The sequence below is a fragment of the Pseudomonas corrugata genome, assembly GCF_050920615.1.
Classification (GTDB): domain Bacteria; phylum Pseudomonadota; class Gammaproteobacteria; order Pseudomonadales; family Pseudomonadaceae; genus Aquipseudomonas; species Aquipseudomonas corrugata.
Genome location: NZ_CP130434.1, coordinates 2,510,888 through 2,527,908, shown reverse-complemented (window position 1 = coordinate 2,527,908; position 17,021 = coordinate 2,510,888). Strand labels below are relative to the sequence as shown.

At 60.5% G+C, this 17,021-nt stretch carries 28 protein-coding genes; all 28 read left to right on the top strand.

Going from position 1 to position 17,021, the window contains the following annotated elements; all coding sequences use genetic code 11:
- The first annotated feature begins 1 nt into the window (after position 1).
- Positions 2-412, top strand: a complete 411-nt coding sequence (locus QZH45_RS11635; RefSeq protein ID WP_055134818.1) for a hypothetical protein — start codon at positions 2-4, stop codon at positions 410-412.
- Between the two features lie 45 nt (positions 413-457).
- Complete coding sequence (locus QZH45_RS11630) at positions 458-868, top strand: gp16 family protein (RefSeq protein ID WP_055134819.1); 411 nt, start codon at positions 458-460, stop codon at positions 866-868.
- Positions 865-1,308: a Mor transcription activator family protein gene (locus QZH45_RS11625; RefSeq protein WP_055134820.1), complete on the top strand. Its 444-nt coding sequence runs from the start codon at positions 865-867 to the stop codon at positions 1,306-1,308. Before QZH45_RS11630 ends, QZH45_RS11625 begins: the two co-directional genes overlap by 4 nt.
- Positions 1,308-1,841, top strand: a complete 534-nt coding sequence (locus tag QZH45_RS11620; RefSeq protein WP_055134821.1) for a DUF4339 domain-containing protein — start codon at positions 1,308-1,310, stop codon at positions 1,839-1,841. Before QZH45_RS11625 ends, QZH45_RS11620 begins: the two co-directional genes overlap by 1 nt.
- Before the next feature lie 113 nt (positions 1,842-1,954).
- Positions 1,955-2,281, top strand: coding sequence for a hypothetical protein (locus QZH45_RS11615; protein ID WP_152980059.1), 327 nt, complete (start codon positions 1,955-1,957; stop codon positions 2,279-2,281).
- Positions 2,278-2,571 (top strand): putative holin, encoded by a 294-nt coding sequence (locus QZH45_RS11610; RefSeq protein WP_241775211.1) that lies wholly within the window; start codon positions 2,278-2,280, stop codon positions 2,569-2,571. The genes QZH45_RS11615 and QZH45_RS11610 overlap by 4 nt, the downstream gene beginning before the upstream one ends.
- A gap of 2 nt (positions 2,572-2,573) precedes the next feature.
- Positions 2,574-3,188 carry a transglycosylase SLT domain-containing protein gene (locus tag QZH45_RS11605; protein ID WP_055134823.1) on the top strand — a complete coding sequence of 205 codons (615 nt, stop codon included), beginning with the start codon at positions 2,574-2,576 and terminating at the stop codon, positions 3,186-3,188.
- Complete coding sequence (locus tag QZH45_RS11600; protein WP_055134824.1) at positions 3,185-3,826, top strand: hypothetical protein; 642 nt, start codon at positions 3,185-3,187, stop codon at positions 3,824-3,826. Before QZH45_RS11605 ends, QZH45_RS11600 begins: the two co-directional genes overlap by 4 nt.
- Complete coding sequence (locus QZH45_RS11595; RefSeq protein WP_055134825.1) at positions 3,813-4,028, top strand: TraR/DksA C4-type zinc finger protein; 216 nt, start codon at positions 3,813-3,815, stop codon at positions 4,026-4,028. Before QZH45_RS11600 ends, QZH45_RS11595 begins: the two co-directional genes overlap by 14 nt.
- Positions 4,025-4,360, top strand: coding sequence for a hypothetical protein (locus QZH45_RS11590; RefSeq protein ID WP_241775212.1), 336 nt, complete (start codon positions 4,025-4,027; stop codon positions 4,358-4,360). Before QZH45_RS11595 ends, QZH45_RS11590 begins: the two co-directional genes overlap by 4 nt.
- The gene (locus QZH45_RS11585; protein ID WP_055134826.1) at positions 4,357-4,665 is read left to right on the top strand and encodes a hypothetical protein; all 309 of its coding nucleotides are present in this window, start codon (positions 4,357-4,359) and stop codon (positions 4,663-4,665) included. The genes QZH45_RS11590 and QZH45_RS11585 overlap by 4 nt, the downstream gene beginning before the upstream one ends.
- A gap of 3 nt (positions 4,666-4,668) precedes the next feature.
- Positions 4,669-5,181 (top strand): DUF3486 family protein, encoded by a 513-nt coding sequence (locus QZH45_RS11580; RefSeq protein WP_055134827.1) that lies wholly within the window; start codon positions 4,669-4,671, stop codon positions 5,179-5,181.
- On the top strand, positions 5,178-5,327 hold the full coding sequence (locus QZH45_RS11575; RefSeq protein ID WP_199275570.1) for a hypothetical protein: 150 nt from the start codon (positions 5,178-5,180) through the stop codon (positions 5,325-5,327). Before QZH45_RS11580 ends, QZH45_RS11575 begins: the two co-directional genes overlap by 4 nt.
- A complete protein-coding gene (locus QZH45_RS11570) occupies positions 5,324-6,883 on the top strand; it encodes a hypothetical protein (protein WP_055134828.1) in 1,560 nt (519 codons plus the stop codon). The genes QZH45_RS11575 and QZH45_RS11570 overlap by 4 nt, the downstream gene beginning before the upstream one ends.
- Positions 6,883-8,442 carry a DUF935 domain-containing protein gene (locus QZH45_RS11565; protein ID WP_055134829.1) on the top strand — a complete coding sequence of 520 codons (1,560 nt, stop codon included), beginning with the start codon at positions 6,883-6,885 and terminating at the stop codon, positions 8,440-8,442. Before QZH45_RS11570 ends, QZH45_RS11565 begins: the two co-directional genes overlap by 1 nt.
- Positions 8,442-9,671: a PBECR2 nuclease fold domain-containing protein gene (locus QZH45_RS11560; protein WP_055134830.1), complete on the top strand. Its 1,230-nt coding sequence runs from the start codon at positions 8,442-8,444 to the stop codon at positions 9,669-9,671. The genes QZH45_RS11565 and QZH45_RS11560 overlap by 1 nt, the downstream gene beginning before the upstream one ends.
- 8 nt (positions 9,672-9,679) lie before the next feature.
- The gene (locus tag QZH45_RS11555) at positions 9,680-10,255 is read left to right on the top strand and encodes a phage virion morphogenesis protein (protein WP_055134831.1); all 576 of its coding nucleotides are present in this window, start codon (positions 9,680-9,682) and stop codon (positions 10,253-10,255) included.
- Between the two features lie 244 nt (positions 10,256-10,499).
- Positions 10,500-11,483 (top strand): phage protease, encoded by a 984-nt coding sequence (locus tag QZH45_RS11550; RefSeq protein ID WP_055134832.1) that lies wholly within the window; start codon positions 10,500-10,502, stop codon positions 11,481-11,483.
- 3 nt (positions 11,484-11,486) lie between these two features.
- Positions 11,487-11,882, top strand: coding sequence for a hypothetical protein (locus tag QZH45_RS11545; protein WP_055134833.1), 396 nt, complete (start codon positions 11,487-11,489; stop codon positions 11,880-11,882).
- 26 nt (positions 11,883-11,908) lie between these two features.
- Complete coding sequence (locus QZH45_RS11540; RefSeq protein ID WP_055134834.1) at positions 11,909-12,817, top strand: Mu-like prophage major head subunit gpT family protein; 909 nt, start codon at positions 11,909-11,911, stop codon at positions 12,815-12,817.
- 2 nt (positions 12,818-12,819) lie between these two features.
- A complete protein-coding gene (locus QZH45_RS11535; protein ID WP_055134835.1) occupies positions 12,820-13,452 on the top strand; it encodes an HI1506-related protein in 633 nt (210 codons plus the stop codon).
- Complete coding sequence (locus QZH45_RS11530) at positions 13,449-13,940, top strand: phage protein Gp36 family protein (RefSeq protein WP_055134836.1); 492 nt, start codon at positions 13,449-13,451, stop codon at positions 13,938-13,940. Before QZH45_RS11535 ends, QZH45_RS11530 begins: the two co-directional genes overlap by 4 nt.
- Positions 13,940-14,509, top strand: coding sequence for a phage protein Gp37 (locus QZH45_RS11525; protein WP_055134837.1), 570 nt, complete (start codon positions 13,940-13,942; stop codon positions 14,507-14,509). Before QZH45_RS11530 ends, QZH45_RS11525 begins: the two co-directional genes overlap by 1 nt.
- A 71-nt stretch (positions 14,510-14,580) precedes the next feature.
- Positions 14,581-14,727, top strand: a complete 147-nt coding sequence (locus QZH45_RS11520; protein WP_199275571.1) for a hypothetical protein — start codon at positions 14,581-14,583, stop codon at positions 14,725-14,727.
- Positions 14,727-15,824, top strand: a complete 1,098-nt coding sequence (locus QZH45_RS11515; protein WP_055134839.1) for a phage tail sheath subtilisin-like domain-containing protein — start codon at positions 14,727-14,729, stop codon at positions 15,822-15,824. Before QZH45_RS11520 ends, QZH45_RS11515 begins: the two co-directional genes overlap by 1 nt.
- A 15-nt stretch (positions 15,825-15,839) precedes the next feature.
- Positions 15,840-16,214, top strand: a complete 375-nt coding sequence (locus QZH45_RS11510; RefSeq protein ID WP_055134840.1) for a hypothetical protein — start codon at positions 15,840-15,842, stop codon at positions 16,212-16,214.
- Positions 16,215-16,219: 5 nt separating this feature from the next.
- Positions 16,220-16,606: a hypothetical protein gene (locus QZH45_RS11505; RefSeq protein WP_055134841.1), complete on the top strand. Its 387-nt coding sequence runs from the start codon at positions 16,220-16,222 to the stop codon at positions 16,604-16,606.
- A 106-nt stretch (positions 16,607-16,712) separates the two neighbouring features.
- Positions 16,713-16,976, top strand: a complete 264-nt coding sequence (locus QZH45_RS11500; protein WP_055134842.1) for a hypothetical protein — start codon at positions 16,713-16,715, stop codon at positions 16,974-16,976.
- Positions 16,977-17,021 lie beyond the last annotated feature (45 nt).

Sequence of the window (17,021 nt, the reverse complement as noted above, 5' to 3'; positions counted from 1 at the left end):
GATGGAACAGGCAGACTGGAATGAACTGAAAGAGCAGATGGACAGCCCATACGGATCCATGAAACTGAAGTGTGATGACTTCGAAGTCGACGTTGTGCAGATCACAGAGCCAGGAAAGAAGAGCTGGGGCACAACGGTCTACGTTAACGGGTATATCAAAGGTATCTGGTTGAAGTGCGATAACAAAACCGGTGAGCCTGAGCATGAGGAAACCCGCCGCTTTTATCGCAAGGTGACTCGTTCTCTCCATTCGAAAAAGAGCATTGAGTTCTACCGGAAAATGTACGGAAAGCGTGAGGCAACACGGTTGGCAGCAATCAAGTTCTACACGTACGACTGGTCGTGGAAGAGCTTTACCTCTCTGAAAAAACATCTGGTTGCCAATAACAAGGACATCACGCGCCTGCACTAATCGCCTCCCGGTCAGGATAGGCGTCCATATGGAAGGATGAACACTATGAATACACGAAGCATTCAGTTATCAAAGATCCACATCGCCAAAAAAGACTTGGGAATTGATGACGACACCTACCGCGCACTTCTTATGCGCGTCACAGGCGCACAATCGTCCAAGGGGTTGAAGCCAGCACAGATGGCCGCAGTGCTCAGCGAGTTTGAGCGGCTGGGCTGGAAGCCCAAGAAGAACACCGGTCGAGCTGCACCAAAGGCGAGCCCGGAGCGTGAGAAGTTGATAAACAAGATCGGTGCTTTGTTGACCACCGCTGGCCGCACTTGGGCCTATGCCGATGGCATGGCCAAGCGGATGTACAAAGTTGAGCGAACAGAATGGCTGAACCCAAAGCAACTCCAGGGTGTAGTTGCGGCTCTTGGGTACGACGCTAAGCGCCGGGGGGCTCAAGCATCATGACGGAATCTCTGTTCCCCGATGATACGGACAGCCTGGACCCGAACAAAGTCTTGGCACACATGGAAGACCCCGCAGTCCTATTGCGTTGGGAAGGCACGCTTAAGGAAATGGTTGAGATCGCTGAAGCTGAGTTGCGCGCCAAGTTGGGTGAACGAACTGATGTCCCTGAGATCGCCCGTTTCGTGGTCTTTGCGATTTGCGATGTGATGGGGGGCAGCGTGGTTTATTTGCCACGCGGTGAGGCGCTCAAGAAGGCCATGCGGGATGCGTCGATATTTCGTGATTGGCGGGACAATAATATCCAGCCGTCTGACCTGGTTAGGAAGTATCGGCTTGCCTCTCCTACAATTTATGACATCATCGCCCGGCAACGGGCACTGCATCGCCGCAACGAGCCCGATTTGTTTGGTTTCGACGAACCTAAAGGGAGCATTCATTAATGTCAGACGAGCAGTGGTTTTACGATGATTCGGGCACCAGGAAGGGGCCAGTAACAACCACTGCGATGCAGGAGCTTGTGCGACAGAACAAGTTACGTCTCGATACTCTAGTTTGGCAAACGGGCATGCTCGATTGGGGGCCGCTGAGCGAAACGAACCTCGCTAGCGGTCTCACACTGCCTCCCCCCATTCGCAAAGAAAGCATGTTTCAGCTATGGGCTTGGTTGGTGGCGGTTTTTCCTGCACTTTGGGTTGTGATGGTGTACACCGCACCTGTAGCTAAAATCCCGACAGTAGGTGTCGTTGCGATACTCGCGTGGTGCTGTGTCATCGTCCTGGATGTTCATATGCTTAGGCGCGCAGGATATTCGAAGCCTGCCTATATGTGGGCTGTGCCTGTGCTGTTTGGGCAATTTTACGTGGCAACAGTTTATCTTTACGTACGGCATCGAGTGACCCAAGGGTCACGCCTAAAACTGATAGTATCGTTTTTTACTTCAGCCGCATTGTTGTACCTGATCATAGTGAACTGACGACCTCCGAAGCCTCGCCAAGTGCGGGGCTTTTTCTTGTGCGTTTAAGAAACTCTCCCCTCTCTCAATAGACGCGAATCTAGCCGGGTACTTCTCGCAGACGGATTCGCGTCATGTCCACCCAGCCAAAGCCAACTTCGCCCCGTGCGTACGCCGCCCTGATTCATGCAACTGCATCTCAGGAGGGTCGCAAAGCCGCTATCCAGGCATGCCCATCGGACTGGCTGGACTTGGCACTCAAGCACGTTTCCATCGCCGAAGAGCGCGATGCGGAAACGGTCCGTCAGCGTGAGAAGTTACGACCGACACCAAAAGCCAAACCCATCGCGCATGCCGCATACCACGAGCCCCAGCGCTCTCGCGGTAATCCCGAAGTAGCCGCCCAGCACCTGGCCGGGTTGCGTTCATCCATCAAACCATCAAGTGAGTTTCGCGCATGAACTTTCGAAAAGGACGTGGGCGCCCCCGTGCGCCTCGCATGACCAACTGGATCGTCATCACCCTGGCGATGCTGATCGTCCTGGCGTTGATCGCGCCAACCAAACTCCCAGTAGTTCTGTACAAGGCCGGTCTGGTAACGGGCGGCGGTGTGCTGGGTTACTGGATCGACCGGGCGCTGTTTCCCTATGCCCGCCCTAACCAGGTAATGCGAGTCCACCAACCCTGGGCAGGCCTGCGCCGCGCCCTGGTCGTGATGGCCTGCATCCTCGGTCTGACACTGGGGCTCTGACCATGCGGCGAATCTTACTAATCGGATTGGTCATCGGGGCTCTGGTGCCAATCATGGCGCTTGCTGACATTCCCGTCGTTGCGGAGCGATACCAGCGCGACCTCACCCGTATCGCGCAGGCTGAGTGGGGGTTGGACGCACCGGTCGCCATGTTTGCTGGCCAGATCCACCAGGAAAGCCGCTGGAAGTTCGATGCGCGCTCGCCTGTCGGCGCGCAAGGCTTGGGCCAAGTGATGCCCTCGACCGCCGCCTGGCTGGCTGCAACGTTCCCAAAGGTCTTGGGGAAGAACGAGCCGTATAACCCCACCTGGTCGATGCAGGCACTTGTCAGTTACGACCATTGGCTGGCCAGCCGGATTACTGCCGCCGACTCCTGCGAGCAGGCGGCCATGATCCTCTCTTCCTACAACGGCGGCCTCGGGTGGCTGATCCGTGACCGCAAGCTGGCCTCGGCTAAGGGCGCCGACAAGCTGACTTGGTTCGGTTCGGTTGAGCGCTTCAACGCGGGGCGCTCAGCAGCCGCATTCAAAGAAAACCGGGCATACCCACGGCTGATTCTGCGTCAGTGGGAGCCCATCTACATCCAGGCCGGTTGGGGCAAGGGGAGCTGTTCATGAATACGTTTGTGAGGGCGCTTGTTCCGCTGGCCCTGATAGCCGCCGTCGCGGGTTTGTTCCAGTGGACGGCACATATGAACTACCAGGATGGCTACAGCGACGGGTTTGGTAAAGCCCAGGCCGAAGGCAATGCGGCGCTCAGCGACCTCAAGGCGATGCACGCCGACGAGGTGGCTCGTCAGGCCCTGGCGGCGAAGCAAGCGGCTGAAGCGGCATCGGAACGGCTCTTGGCGGAGACCAACCGAGGCAACAGCCTGGCCAACCAACTGGCCGACCAGAAGGACGTGCTGCGCCGCACCACCGAAAAACTCAACAAGGAAATCGCCAATGTCACCACCAACTACCGGCGTGCGCTCGATGCGCAGCTTGAGCCGTTGCCTCCTGCTGTCTTTACCAATGGCTTTATCCGGGTGTGGAACAGCGCCCTTGGAATTGCCAGTGCTACAACAATGCAAGCCAGCACCGGCTCCAGCGGAGCTGCTGCGTCGACCGGAGGAGCCGGAGCCACTGACAGCCTGGCTTCCGGACTTACCCAAGCAGCCCTGTTGTTCAACCACACCCGCAACGGTGAGCGCGCCGCCGCCTGCCGCGCACAACTCAATCACCTGATCGACTGGAATACTCATGGACGTAATTGACATTGCCTCTAAGCGCGAAGACGACCACCGCGCTGCGGTCATAGCGGCGCATTTGGCACAACAAAAGAAAATATCTGAACGGCCATCTGCGGAGCACTGCGAGGACTGCGGTGGGGATATTCCAGAAGCCCGACGGCAGATCATCCCCGGTGTTGAACTGTGTGTGGAATGCCAGGATCGCCAGGAGCGGATGCGCCGATGATGCCGACTATCGAGATACCAGCCTGGCAACTGCTCGCCTCTGGCGTCAGCTTACTGGCCATGTTCGCCGGGCTGGTGAAGTTGCTGCTGGCCCAGACCGAACGACGCCTGGACCAGCGCTTTGCCGTCATGGATGACCGCTTCAACGCCGTAGCCAAGGACTCGGAGCGGTTGCGTCAAGTCGAGATCGGCTTGGAGCGCCTGCGCGGTGAGATGCCCCTGAACTACGTGCGCCGAGAAGACTACGTGCGCAACCAGACCGTGATCGAAGCCAAGCTTGATGCCTTGGCGCTCAAGCTTGAAAACGTCCAGCTCAAAGGAGCGCGTCAATGATTGACCCAGCCAAAACCCGCCGCGAATCGCTGCGCTGGTACATCCTGCTTACCCTGAACACCAGTCGCCCGGTCGATCCCCACGAAGCAGTGGTGCTCTCTACCATCCAAGGCATCTATCCAGACTCCACGGCGCTGGAGCTGCGCCGCGAACTGGACTACCTGGCTGACCGGTCGCTGGTCACCCTGGTGAAGCAGCCGAATGGTGTATGGATCTGTGGGCTGACCCACTATGGCGTCGACATCGCCGAGTACACCATCCCCTGCAATCCGGGCATTGCTCGCCCTGAAAAATACTGGTCGTGACCCATGCCGCCCCGTAGCAAGGTGGCCGCACTCCCGGCCGAAGTGAAGGCTTGGCTTGATCAGTCATTGGTCGAGAACAACTTTTCCGGTTACGAGCTGCTGTCCGGCGAGCTGGAAAGCCGTGGTTATTCCATCGGCAAATCGGCGCTACACCGGTATGGCACCGAGTTTGAGGACAAGCTGTCCGCCCTGAAGATGGCCAGCGAGCAGGCCCGTGCCGTGGTTCAGGCCGCCCCCGATGAAGAAGGTGCTGTCAACGAGGCCCTGATGCGGCTCGTCCAGGAACATCTATTCAAGCTGCTCATGTCCGACGGTGACCAGATCGATCTACCCAAGGTGGCCAAGGCCGTTGCAGAGCTGGGACGCGCTTCCGTGGTTCAGAAAAAGTGGCAGGCCGAATTCCGCGAGAAGGCCGAAGCGGCCGCTGCTCGGGTGGAAAAAATCGCCAAGAAAGGTGGGCTCAATGCAGCGACGGTCGACGAGATCCGCCGCGAGATTCTAGGGATGGCCTCATGAATTACCTCATTTCCTTTGCAATCTGTGCGGGCCTGACAGCACTGGGAGCCAACGAGAGCAACGCTAATCAGCTCCTGTCCTGCGACCTTAATGTCGCGATTTTCCTGACGATGGCGTGGTATCTCGGCCGCAGGAAAAAAGCATGAGCATTCCTGTTGTCCTGGACAACACCGCAGGCTTGGACGCTCCGGCCGTGCTCCTGGACTACCAAAAGGATTGGATCGGGATCAGGGCGCCGCTCAAGGTCGGTGAGAAGTCCCGCCGTATTGGCCTCACGTGGGCTGAGGCTGCGGATAACGTCCTTGTGTGCGCGTCCGAAAAACCCGCGGGCGGCCAGAACGTCTATTACCTGGGATACAACCAGGACATGACGGTCGAGTATATCCAGGCCTGCGCCCTTTGGGCGCGGGCCTTCAACTATGCCGCCGGGGAAATCGAAGAAGGCATCTGGCCTGACAGCGACCCTGACAAGCACATCAAGACCTACGCCATCGCCTTCCCATCAGGGCACCGGATCGTGGCCCTGACCAGTCGCCCGAGCAACCTGCGGGGGCGACAGGGCGTGGTGGTCATTGATGAGGCCGGATTCCATGCGGATCTGGCCCAGTTGCTCAAGGCGGCGCTCGCTCTGCTGATCTGGGGCGGTGAAGTGCATGTGATCAGTACCCACGACGGCGCAGAAAACCCGTTCAATGACCTGATCGAAGAGATCCGGGCTGGCAAGCGCAAGGGCGAGCTGTTTCGTTGCACCTTCCGCGAAGCCGTGGCGGACGGGCTTTACAAGCGCGTCTGTCTACGCAAAGGCATCCCATACGACCCCGAGGAAGAGAAAGCTTGGGTGCAGGATGTTTACGACTTCTACGGCGATGCGGCAGAAGAAGAGCTGGACTGCGTCCCCAGTCAGGGTGGCGGTGCATACCTGAGCATGGCGCTCATCGAGCAGCGGACCAGCAAGGATGTGCCGGTGGTCCGGCTCAAATACCCTCCAGGATACGAAACCATCGCTGAGCATCTGCGCATGGCCGAGTCGCTGGAGTGGTGCGAGCGCGAATTGCTGCCGCTCCTTTCCCAGATCCCGACCGACGTTTATAGCTACTACGGGCACGACTTCGCCCGTAGTGGCGACCTCTCGGTGATCTGGCCGCTAGTCAAAGAGCAGAACCTGCGCAAGCGCACGCCCTTCCTGGTCGAGCTGCGAAACGTGCCGTTCAAGCAGCAAGAGCAGATCTTGTTCTACATCGTCGACCGCCTGCCCAACTTCCTCAAAGGCGCTCCGGATGCCAGGGGCAACGGATCGCAGCTCGCCGAGAGCGCGGCCGTGCGGTACGGATTCAACCGCATTGAGCGGGTCATGCTCAGTGAGGGCTGGTATCGCGACAACATGCCGCCATTCAAGGCAGCGCTTGAGGACGGCACCTTCGACGAGATCCCGGCCGACCGCGATGTGACCGGCGATATCCGGGCTTTCCGGATCGTGAAAGGCGTTGCCCGCATCCCGGAGAAGCGCACCACCGAAAAGGGCGATGGCTCTAAGAGCGGCGATAAACGTCACGGTGACGCCGGTATCGCAGCCGTTCTGGCCGACTACGCATCTCGCCAAGAAACCGAAATATTCGAATATCACCGCGTCCAGCCCGGCGCCCAATCAGGCCACAAGGTCGGATCAGGCGGTAACTGGCGCAACAGAAAAGGCATCTGGTAATGGCTCAATCGCGCATCGTGGATCAACACGGCCGACCAATCGACTTCGGCCAGCTTACTCAAGAGCTGGCCGCCCCAAGGCTGACCGGCGTGCGGCAGGTTTGGCACTCATCAGTGGCCAGCGGCCTCACACCAGGTCGGCTTGCATCCATCCTGCAGGGCGCTGTCGAAGGCCAGGCTCATGACTATCTGACCCTCGCAGAAGAGATGGAAGAGCGGGATCTGCACTACGCGTCGGTGCTGGGCACCCGCAAGCTGGCAGTCGCTGGCTTGAATGTCCGTATCGAAGCGGCCAGCGATGACGCTGAAGATGTGCGCCGGGCCGAAGCCCTCACAGCGCTGGTTGCCCAGCCGGAGTTCGGGGAGCTGCAAGCGGACCTGGTCGACGCCTTGGGCAAGGGCTATGCCGTGTCGGAAATCATCTGGGATCGCAGCGGAAAGGAATGGATGCCGGAGCGCTATGAGCAACGCGACCAGCGCTTTTTCCAGTTCGACCAGGCCACCGGGCGTGAGCTGCGCCTGCTCGATGAGGCCGACCCTATGTACGGACTCGCCCTCGCGCCGTACAAGTTCATCACGCACCTGCCTCGCATCCGTTCAGGTTTGCCCATCCGTGGCGGCCTGGCCAGGCTGGCGACCGTTGCATATATGTGCAAAGCGTGGACGTGGAAGGACTGGATGGGCTTTGCGGACATCTACGGCATTCCCATGCGCGTCGGTCGCTACGGCCCTGGTGCCAGTGCCGACGATATCGGCGTGCTGTTGTCGGCCGTGGCGAACCTGGGCAGCGATGCTGCGGCCGTGATTCCCGATTCCATGCGCATCGACTTCCAGGCTGCGGCCAACGTCGCCGGGGCTGGCGAGTTCTTCAAGGGGTTGGCTGAGTGGTGGGACAAGCAAGTCAGCAAGGCGGTGGTCGGCCAGACCATGAGTGCCGACGACGGCGCAAGCCTGGCACAAGCCAAGGTCCACAACGAGGTGCGCCTGGACTTGCTCACCGCCGATGCAAAGGCCCTGAGCAATACGCTCAACCGGCACCTGGTGCGCCCATACTGTGACCTCAACTATGCACCTGGTCGGCCATACCCGCGCTTGATCGTCGACGTTCCGGAGCCGGAAAACGTCCAGCTCCTGGTCAGTGCGCTCAAGGATCTGGTGCCGCTGGGCTTGCGCGTTGAGCAGTCGGTGATCAGGGACAGGCTGAACCTTCCGGCCCCGGCCGAAGGTGCAGAGATCCTTGGCGTCACCGCTCAAGCCGCCCAGCCGTCCGCGCTGGCCACCGCAACCAACCGCGAGCAGTCGGCTGCGGGCTCTCCGTCCACGCGGGACATCGTGGACAACCAGGTGCAAGCATTGGAGCGTCAGGCAGCGGTCGGAATGGATGACATGGTCGATGCAATCAAAGAGCTACTGGACGCCTCGGACAGCCTGGAGGATTTCCGGGACCGACTGATCGAGGCCTATCCAGCCATGAACAGTGCCGACCTGGCCGACGCCATGGCGGACGGCTTGATCGCGGCCAACCTCGCCGGGCGCTATGACGTGCTGAGGGGGCTGTAATGGCGGTCTCCCACGGCTCTCTCCCGTTCCAGGAACAGATCGACTTCTTTCGTGGCAAGACCAGCCTGCCGACGCGGGCTTGGGCGGACGTATATAAAGAAGAGCACGACTGGGCCTTTGTGGTGGCCGGTGCATCCAAGCGGGACTTGCTGACTGACCTGCGGGGCTCGGTTGAAAAGGCCATAGCCGGTGGCGGCACCCTGGAACAGTTCCGCAAGGACTTTGACCAGGTCGTCGCCAAGCATGGCTGGCAGTACAACGGTGGCCGTGGCTGGCGTACCCGCGTGATCTACGAGACCAACCTGCGCCAGAGCTACAACGCAGGCCGCGAAGCGCAGATGGCGGACCCTGAATTAAGGAAGGCCAGGCCATACGGGCTGTATCGCCACGGGGACAGCGCCCATCCACGACCAATGCACTTGTCCTGGAATGGCACGGTGTTGCCCCTGGACGATCCGTGGTGGTCCACTCACAGCCCGCAGAACGGCTGGGGCTGCAAGTGCAAGAAGTTCATGGTCAGCCAGCGCGACGTGGAACGGCAGGGCCTGAAAGTCGGCCCGGCCCCCGCCATTGAGTACGAGCAGAAGGTGGTGGGCATGAACAGCCCGCTTGGCCCTCGCTCAGTCAGGGTGCCGGTGGGCATCGATCCAGGCTTCGACTACGCACCTGGTCAATCCAGGCTGAGCGGTGCAGTGCCTCAGATCCGGGAGCCAGGCCAAAAGGTCGAACCGGCGCCGGGCGTGCCTAGCCGCACTCCGGTGCGCCCGCTGCCAGGCGCCAGGCCTGCTGCTGAGGTCGAGCGCATGCCGCAAGGCCTCAAGCCAGCCGCGCAAGTGGAGCGCTTCCTGAAGACGTTTGGTGCCAAAGCCGATGCTCCGGCGGTGTTCCGTGATCTGGCGGGAGATCCGCTGGTGATCGGTCGCGAGCTGTTCGAGGGTGCGAAAGGCCAATTGCGCCTTCCACCTGGTGATCTGCTGCTGTTGGCTCGGGCCATCCGTGAACCTGACGAGATATGGGCCCGCCTCGACTGGCTGGAGGATCAGAAGCGTGCCGTCTTTCGCAAGCGCTATATCGCGCACTTCGCCGTGGCAGGACAGGCCGAGCCAGAGGCTGTCGTATTTGAGGCGGGCAGCGATGGTTGGACATCGACCTTCCACGACGGCGCGGGGGCGGATGATCTGCTGGCCAGTCTGCGGGTAGGTGTCCGTCTTTATCGCCGGTCTAAGTAGAGGCGCCCATGGCAGGTTCAATCCTCACCGTCACCACCACGACCGACCAGGCGAGCAAGGCGCTGCTGGAGCTGATCGAGCGCCTGGGCGATGTCACCACCCCGCTGAATGACATTGCCGAATACCTGCACCTTTCCACCGATGACAGGTTTCGGCGCAAGGTCGGGCCGGACGGCTCGCCCTGGGCTCCACTGTCACCGTCGACACTGGCCCGAAAGAAACGCAACAAGGAAAAGATCCTGCGCGAAAGCGGCATGTTGCAGGACTCGTTCCGGCACCAGGTATCCAACAACGAGTTGGACTTTGGCACCGACCGCCCCTATGGCGCCATCCACCAGTTCGGCGGAGCCATCCATCACGCGGCCCGATCCCAGCAGGTTTACTTCAAGGCGGGCAAGGACGGCGTCGGCAATCGGTTTGTGAAGAAGAGCGCTTCCAACTTTGCCCAGTGGGTCACGCATGGTGCGCGATCAACCGAGATGCCAGCACGTCCCTACCTTGGATTGTCCGCCGATGACGAACTGGAAGTGGCTGAGATCGTCGGAAACTACCTAAAGGGGGCATTTGAGGGCGATCAAATCTAAGCGCTTAGGCGGCGTTTGAGGGGCTTCTACGGTACAACCGGGGCGGCTGTTGTCGGTGCGTAGCGTTAGACAAGCGTTAGATTTGCTCTCAGCACTATTCGGGGTTGATGGTTCGAGCGAAGTTTGTGAAATGCGGTATAGAATGGCCGCCCCGCACTAAATCCCCAATCGGTTTCCGTCAGACACTGACATCTTAAGCCGACCTTAAACTCACCCTCCACGGGTCGCCGCTGACACTAGCGGCATGAAGACATTACTCGCACTCAATACTGACCTTTCGGCCACGGCCTCTGCCGACGGCAAAGCCCCCGAATGGGTCGAGCTTATCCCCCCTGGTCCAACCGTGATCGGCCGCGATGGTCGCACCTGGTTGTTTGACGACCTCGCTCAGCGCCTGGTGCTCGATGCGTTCACATCGCGTGGCATCGACTTGGCCGTCGACTGGGAGCATGCCAGCGAGATCCTGGCGCCGGTTGGGCAGCCTGCTCCCGCCTCTGGCTGGATTGATCAGTTGGAGATCCGCGACGGCGCTCTTTGGGGTCACATCGCCTGGACCCCGACTGCCGCTGCTCAGGTAGCCATCCGCGAGTACCGCTTCCTTTCTCCGGTCTTCGACTACGACCTGACCTTCATGCGCATTAGCCGCATGGTCAGCATCGGGCTGACCAACAAGCCCAACCTCTTTCTCACCGCTCTCAACCACGAAACCCAGGAGCATCACGTGCCACTACCCATCGCCCTGTGTGCGGCGCTCGGCATTGCCGAGTCTGCTACGGAAAACGAAGCCATCGCGGCCGCCACTCAATTGAAAACCGCTGCCGCCGCCCGTAACAGCGAGCAGCCGGACCTCAGTCGTTTCGTGCCTCGTCCAGACTACGACGCGGTGCAAACCCGGGCGCTCAATGCTGAAACGGCGTTGGCTACCCACCAGCGCACCGAGCGCGACAAGTCCATCAACGCCGAAATTGAAGCGGCATTGAAGGCGGGCAAGATCACCCCGGCCACCGCCGACTACCACCGTGCGGCCTGCGCCGAGCAAGGCGGCCTGGACCGTTTCCGCTCTTACGTCCAAGCCGCGCCAGTCGTCGCTGACGTGTCCGGCCTGTCCGGCATCCAGCCCAACAATCCAGGCACCGCCACCGCGTTGAACGCCGAGCAGGCAGCAATGTGTGCTCAGTTCGGTGTGGACCCGGTCGAGTTCGCCAAGACCCTGAAGAGTGAGGCCTAAGTCATGCCGCTGACTGCTGACCGCAATACCCCCATGAAGCACACCGACATCGTCGCCATTGGCGTCGGTGCCGGTCTGCGCATCTTCGGTGGCTCCATGGTTGTTCTGAATGCCAGCGGCTTTGCCATCCCCGGCAAGCCCGGCGCAGGCCTGACCTATGTGGGGCGTGCTGAAGAGCTGGTGGACAACACGGGAGGCGCCGACGGAGCGGTAAGTGTCCCGGTTCGTCGCAACCGAGCATTCAAATGGGCTAACGACGGCACCGTCACCCAAGCCCAAATGTTCAAGACCGCCTACATCGTCGACGACGCCACCGTTGCCGCGACCGACAGCAGCGGTACCCGCTCTGCTGCTGGCCGCATCGTCGGCATCGATTCCGACGGTGTTTGGGTCGAGTAACCCTCTTATATAGGAGCGCACTGCGCATGCTGGTTAATAAATCTTCCATCCAGGCGGCTTTCGTCGCCCTGAAAACACTGTTCAACAACGCGTTCACGTCTGCGCCAAGCACCTGGGACAAGATCGCCATGAAGGTGCCGTCCAGTACGGGCAGCAACCTCTATGCCTGGCTGTCGGCTTTTCCCAAGATGCGCCGCTGGATCGGCGAGAAGCACATCAAAAACCTCAAGGCCTACAGCTATTCGGTAGTCAACGAGGACTTTGAGGCCACCGTCGAAGTCGACCGCAACCACATCGAAGATGACCAGATGGGCATCTATGCGCCGCAAGCGCAGATGGCGGGTTTCTCGGCCAAGCAACTGCCTGACGAGATCGTCTATGAGCTGGTGAACAACGCTTTCACTAAGTTTTGCTACGACGGTCAATACTTCTTCGACACCGATCACCCGGTGGCGGATTCCAGTGTCAGCAACATGAGCACCAAAGTGCTCAGCGTCTCGACTCTCGCCGCCGCTCAGGCAAGCTACGGTGCGGCTCGAACCGCCATGCGCAAGTTCAAGGATGAAGACGGTCGCCCGATCAACGCCATCCCGACTGTTCTCCTGGTGCCGCCAGCGCTGGAAGACACCGCTCGCGCTCTGCTGACGGTCGAGCGCCTGGAGGACGGTAAGCCGAACCCGTACAAGGGCACCGCCGAGCTGGTCGTGGAATCGCGCCTGACCTCCGACACCGCCTGGTTCCTGTTGGACACCAGCAAGCCTGTACGCCCGTTCATCTACCAGGAACGCAAGGCCCCGGTCTTCGTGCAGCAGGTCGATGCTGAAGCGGACGACGTATTCAACCGTCGCAAGTTCAAGTTCGGCGCTGAGGCTCGCGCTGCCGGTGGCTACGGCTTCTGGCAAATGGCCTTCGGCTCCACCGGCACTGGGGTCTGATCATGGGCGTAGTTATCACTGCACGCCGTGACGGCTTCCGCCGTGGTGGCATCGCGCATATGGCCGCTGGGGTGTTCTATGCCGACGGAGCGTTGACCGAAGACCAGCTCAAGGCCTTTCGCAACGATCCACAACTGGTAGTGACCGAGCAGGCCGAACCGTTCACCAGCGCCGGTCAGGACGAACCGCTGCTGGGGGAGATGGGTAACACCATCGCCGCGCTGGAGCACTCGCTGGAAAACGCCCGCGCCGGGCTGAAAACCGCATCTGCTGATCTGGTGAGGATTCTGGAGCAGCAAAAAGCGGCCCCGGCCCTGATCGTCGCAGAGGCCCAAGCGCTGGAACCAGCAGACCCCACGACTGAAGGTGTGATCTGCATCGCAGGGGACACGCTGCTGTCGCTGATCAGTCAACACCTCAAGCCTGTACAGGCCAGCCCGGAGGCGCCCAACGATGAAAGCGATACAACGCTCGACAACTCCAGCGGTGCTGAAGCGCCGCAGAGCACGTCGCAGGCTGCGCCAGGTACTTCGCCGTCGGGTGCTGACTCAGGAGCTGTAGCGACCGATAAGCAGGACGCTGATAAACCGGCTGGTCGCTCCAAGCGTGGTTCGGGAAAGGGAGACGATAAATGAACCTCTCGCTGCCTACCGCACTGATCCTGGTCAATCGCTTCGGCGCCAAGGAGATGGCCGATCTGGCCGTGCCTGCCACCAGTAGGCCGATTGATCCCGAGTTGCTGGAGGCAGCGGTAAGGGGGGAATCGCTGGATGGTTGGGATGCCGAGGACGTTGCGGCGGCTGTGGCGGCGATGGCCCGGATGGCCGATGCCGCGACCCGAGCCCGAAGCGAGGTGCAGTTTTACCTCCGCTACCGGAAGCCCGGTGAGGATGCGCCGGGCTGGGTAGCAGACGACTTGCCGGAACTGACCCGCTTTCACCTGTATGGGGAAAAGGCTGGTGCTGAATCGGCGGTCCGCCTGCGTTACCTGGACATCATCAAACGTCTGCAAAGCCTGGCCACTGAAGACGAAAAACGCGGCGCATCCGAGTCGGGTTCGTCACGTCCGCTGATCACTCAGCAGCCTCGGATGTTCAGCCGTAGCACCTTGGGTGGTTTGTGATGCTGGGCGAACTGGAGGACGCCATCCAGGCGCGACTTGCGGAGCTGAAACAGCAGCTCCCACGGCTGCACCTGGACAGCTACGGCGGTGAGCTGAGCGACCCGGACCTGTTGGTCGACATGCTCAAGGTCACCCCCAGCGTGCTGATCACCACCCCACGGGTAGTGTTCAGCAAGGCAGGCCAGACCCGGCGTTACAAGGCGGCAGTGGTGTTTCGGTTGGTCATTGCCAGTGCCTCGGTGCGCGGCGAGCGCGAAACCCGACGCGGCACGGTGGCCCGAGATCCTGGCAGTTACTGGATCTGGGAGGCCTGTATGCGGCTCCTGACAGGGTGGCAGCACAAGGAAGGCGGCGCCAGGGTCTCGCCGACCGAATTCGCCAACCTGGTGAATGGCAAGTTCCAAACCAGCCACCTCTCGGTGCTGGGCCAGAGCTTCGCTGTCGCGCTGGATTGGGACATTCCTGAAGAAGAAATGCCGATGCTCGAAGGCATCGACCTGACTTACCACAGCCCGTCGGACAACCCGGAAGGCGTTGCTACCGACAAGATCGAATTGAGGGACTTGTGATGCTCGTGATTGCGACAGAACACCCAGTGCCGCTGCTGCCGGTTGCAGGCCAGGCAGACACTGGAAAAATCATGCCTGCACCGGCTGAGCCGGTGGAGGTGCCAGCCCATTCCTATTACCAGCGCCGCATTGCTTCGGGTGAGCTGGAGCTGGTCGATGAGTCGGCCGACTCCAGCACGAAAAGCAGTGCCAAAAACACCGCTAAAGGGGCCAAGTAATGACCGTAGTCCTCGACACCATTCCGGCCAGCATTCGCAAACCTGGCGTGTACATGGAGTTCAACCTTGCTCTGGCGGTGCGGAACCTTCCCACCAACCGACAGAGCATCTGCCTGATCGTCCCGCTGGAGGCTGAGGCGACCGCGCTGCCCAATGTCCCAACTCAGGTATTCAGTGCGCCCGAAGCCCTTGCCAAGTTCGGCGCTGTGGCTCAAGAAATGGTGAGCGCAGTAATTACGGCCTATCGCTATGCTGCGGTGTCCTGCGTCGGTGTGACGATCAGTGGCGACACCGAGCCCGATATCTCGGCGGCACTGGCAGCGACGGCGCTGGGTGGTTACACCATTCTGGTGCCAGCCTGGTTCAGTCAGACCGCGCTCACCGCACTGCGCACCCATATCAACACCTATACCGACTCCATCGAGCAGCAGTCCATCATCGGTGTGGCGGCGGTGACTTCGACTATGTCGGCCGCCGCTGCCTTGGCCACGGCTTTGAACTCCGGCGCCATTACCATTGCCTTGCTACCCGGCACTACCTCCACGGCTCGCCAGGTTGCGGCCGCTTATGCAGCCATGATTGCCTCTGAAGAGGATCCGGCGCGTCCGCTCAACACCCTGGCACTGACCGGCATCGCGGTGCCGCCTATTGCCGTTCGCCTGGGCCGTACCGAGCAGGAAGCGTGCCTCAACAGCGGGGTTACTCCACTTGAAGTAGGCCCAGGTGACCTGGTCCAGATTGTTCGAGCGATCACCACGTACACCAAGAGCGCGGCCGGAGCCACGGATGTCTCGTTGCTCGACCTCACCACCATTCGCACCCTCTACTACGTGCGCCAGGCCTGCCGCGAACGTATTCGCCTGCGCTTCCCTCGCTCCAAGCTTTCCAAAAAGACGCCGGGCGCTGTCCGCAGCGAACTGCTCGACGTGCTGCAAAAGCTGGAGGTTTTGGAGATCGTCGAGGAAGTCGAAGCCAATGCTCCGTCCCTGGTGGTCGAGCGCTCGGCACAGGACGTCAGCCGGCTGAACGCCGCCATTCCAACCGATGTCGTGAACGGCCTGCACGTGTTTGCCGGTCGCATCGACCTGCTGCTGTAACAAGGAGCCAATCCCATGTCGGATAACTACGTCGGGCAGATCGTCCTGACCATCAACGGTTCGGACTATGAGATCAAGTCCCTGGACCACACCCTGAAAACCGGGCGAACCGTCGTCAAGACCATGAACCGCTCAGGCGTCCCCTCCGGTACTGCTGCGGGCATGGAAGAGCACGACCTTCGCGTGTCAGTGGCCATTCCGAAATCCGGGGAGCCGAACTGGCGCGCCATGCTTGACGCCAAGATCACCATTGAGCCAGTCGATGGCGGCGGCCAGAAAGAAAGCTGGACCGGCGTGTCGCTGATCGAGATGGGCAGCAAGTACCAACTCGAAGGAGAGGCCACCCGCGACCTCACCCTTTCAGCCCTCAGATATTCGTCTTCGGAGTAATCAAAATGACCAGTACTTCCAAAGCTTGGGATGGCTTGACCGCCACCGGCCAACTGCGTATCGGCGTGCTGTTTGCGGGTAGTCGCCATAAGACCTTCACGCTTCGCGTGCCGGTGGCCGGTGACATGGTCGCCGCCCAGCAGGCTCACCCCCAAGGCCCGCTCCAGTTGATCACAGTCGAGGCTTACCGCCGTCAGTTGCTGTCGCTGGGCGACATTCCCTCGGAATCGCTGACCACTGAACTGCTCCTGGAGCAATTGGCGGAGGTGGATCTGGCGATTCTTGCCGAGGCGGATGAGGCGCTGGAAAAAAAGCTCGCGCTGCCGAGCGAGGCAGCACCCTTGCCTGGCGCCGGATCGAGCACGCCCTTATCCGACACGGCTACCGCTTAGACGAGATTCGCAGCATGACTCAGGCGGAGATTGATACCCGTATTGACCTTCTGCTGGGTCGCAAGAAGAACACGTCCAGGTATGTCGCCAGGGGGAAGAAGAAATCATGAGCCAGCGTCAATCCGTAGCACTGAGCGCAATCGAGTTGCAAACGTTGGAGAACAACCTGCGTGCCAGGCGCGGTGCCTCGGTGTTGGTGATCGGAGCAAGGTGCCCCATGGAAGCCTTCCAGGATGACCTACGGGAATCTGCTCAACGTCTCGGCTTTCAGCCTGAAGGTGACGGCCGATTCACCGTCAGTATCAGCCCTGGTGGCGGCGCCAAGCTGGGATGGGAACCGGCCAAGGCTCCGACTCATACCATCCACTGATTCAAGGCCCGGAGACGGGCCTTTCTTCTTTATGTAAGACCTTGC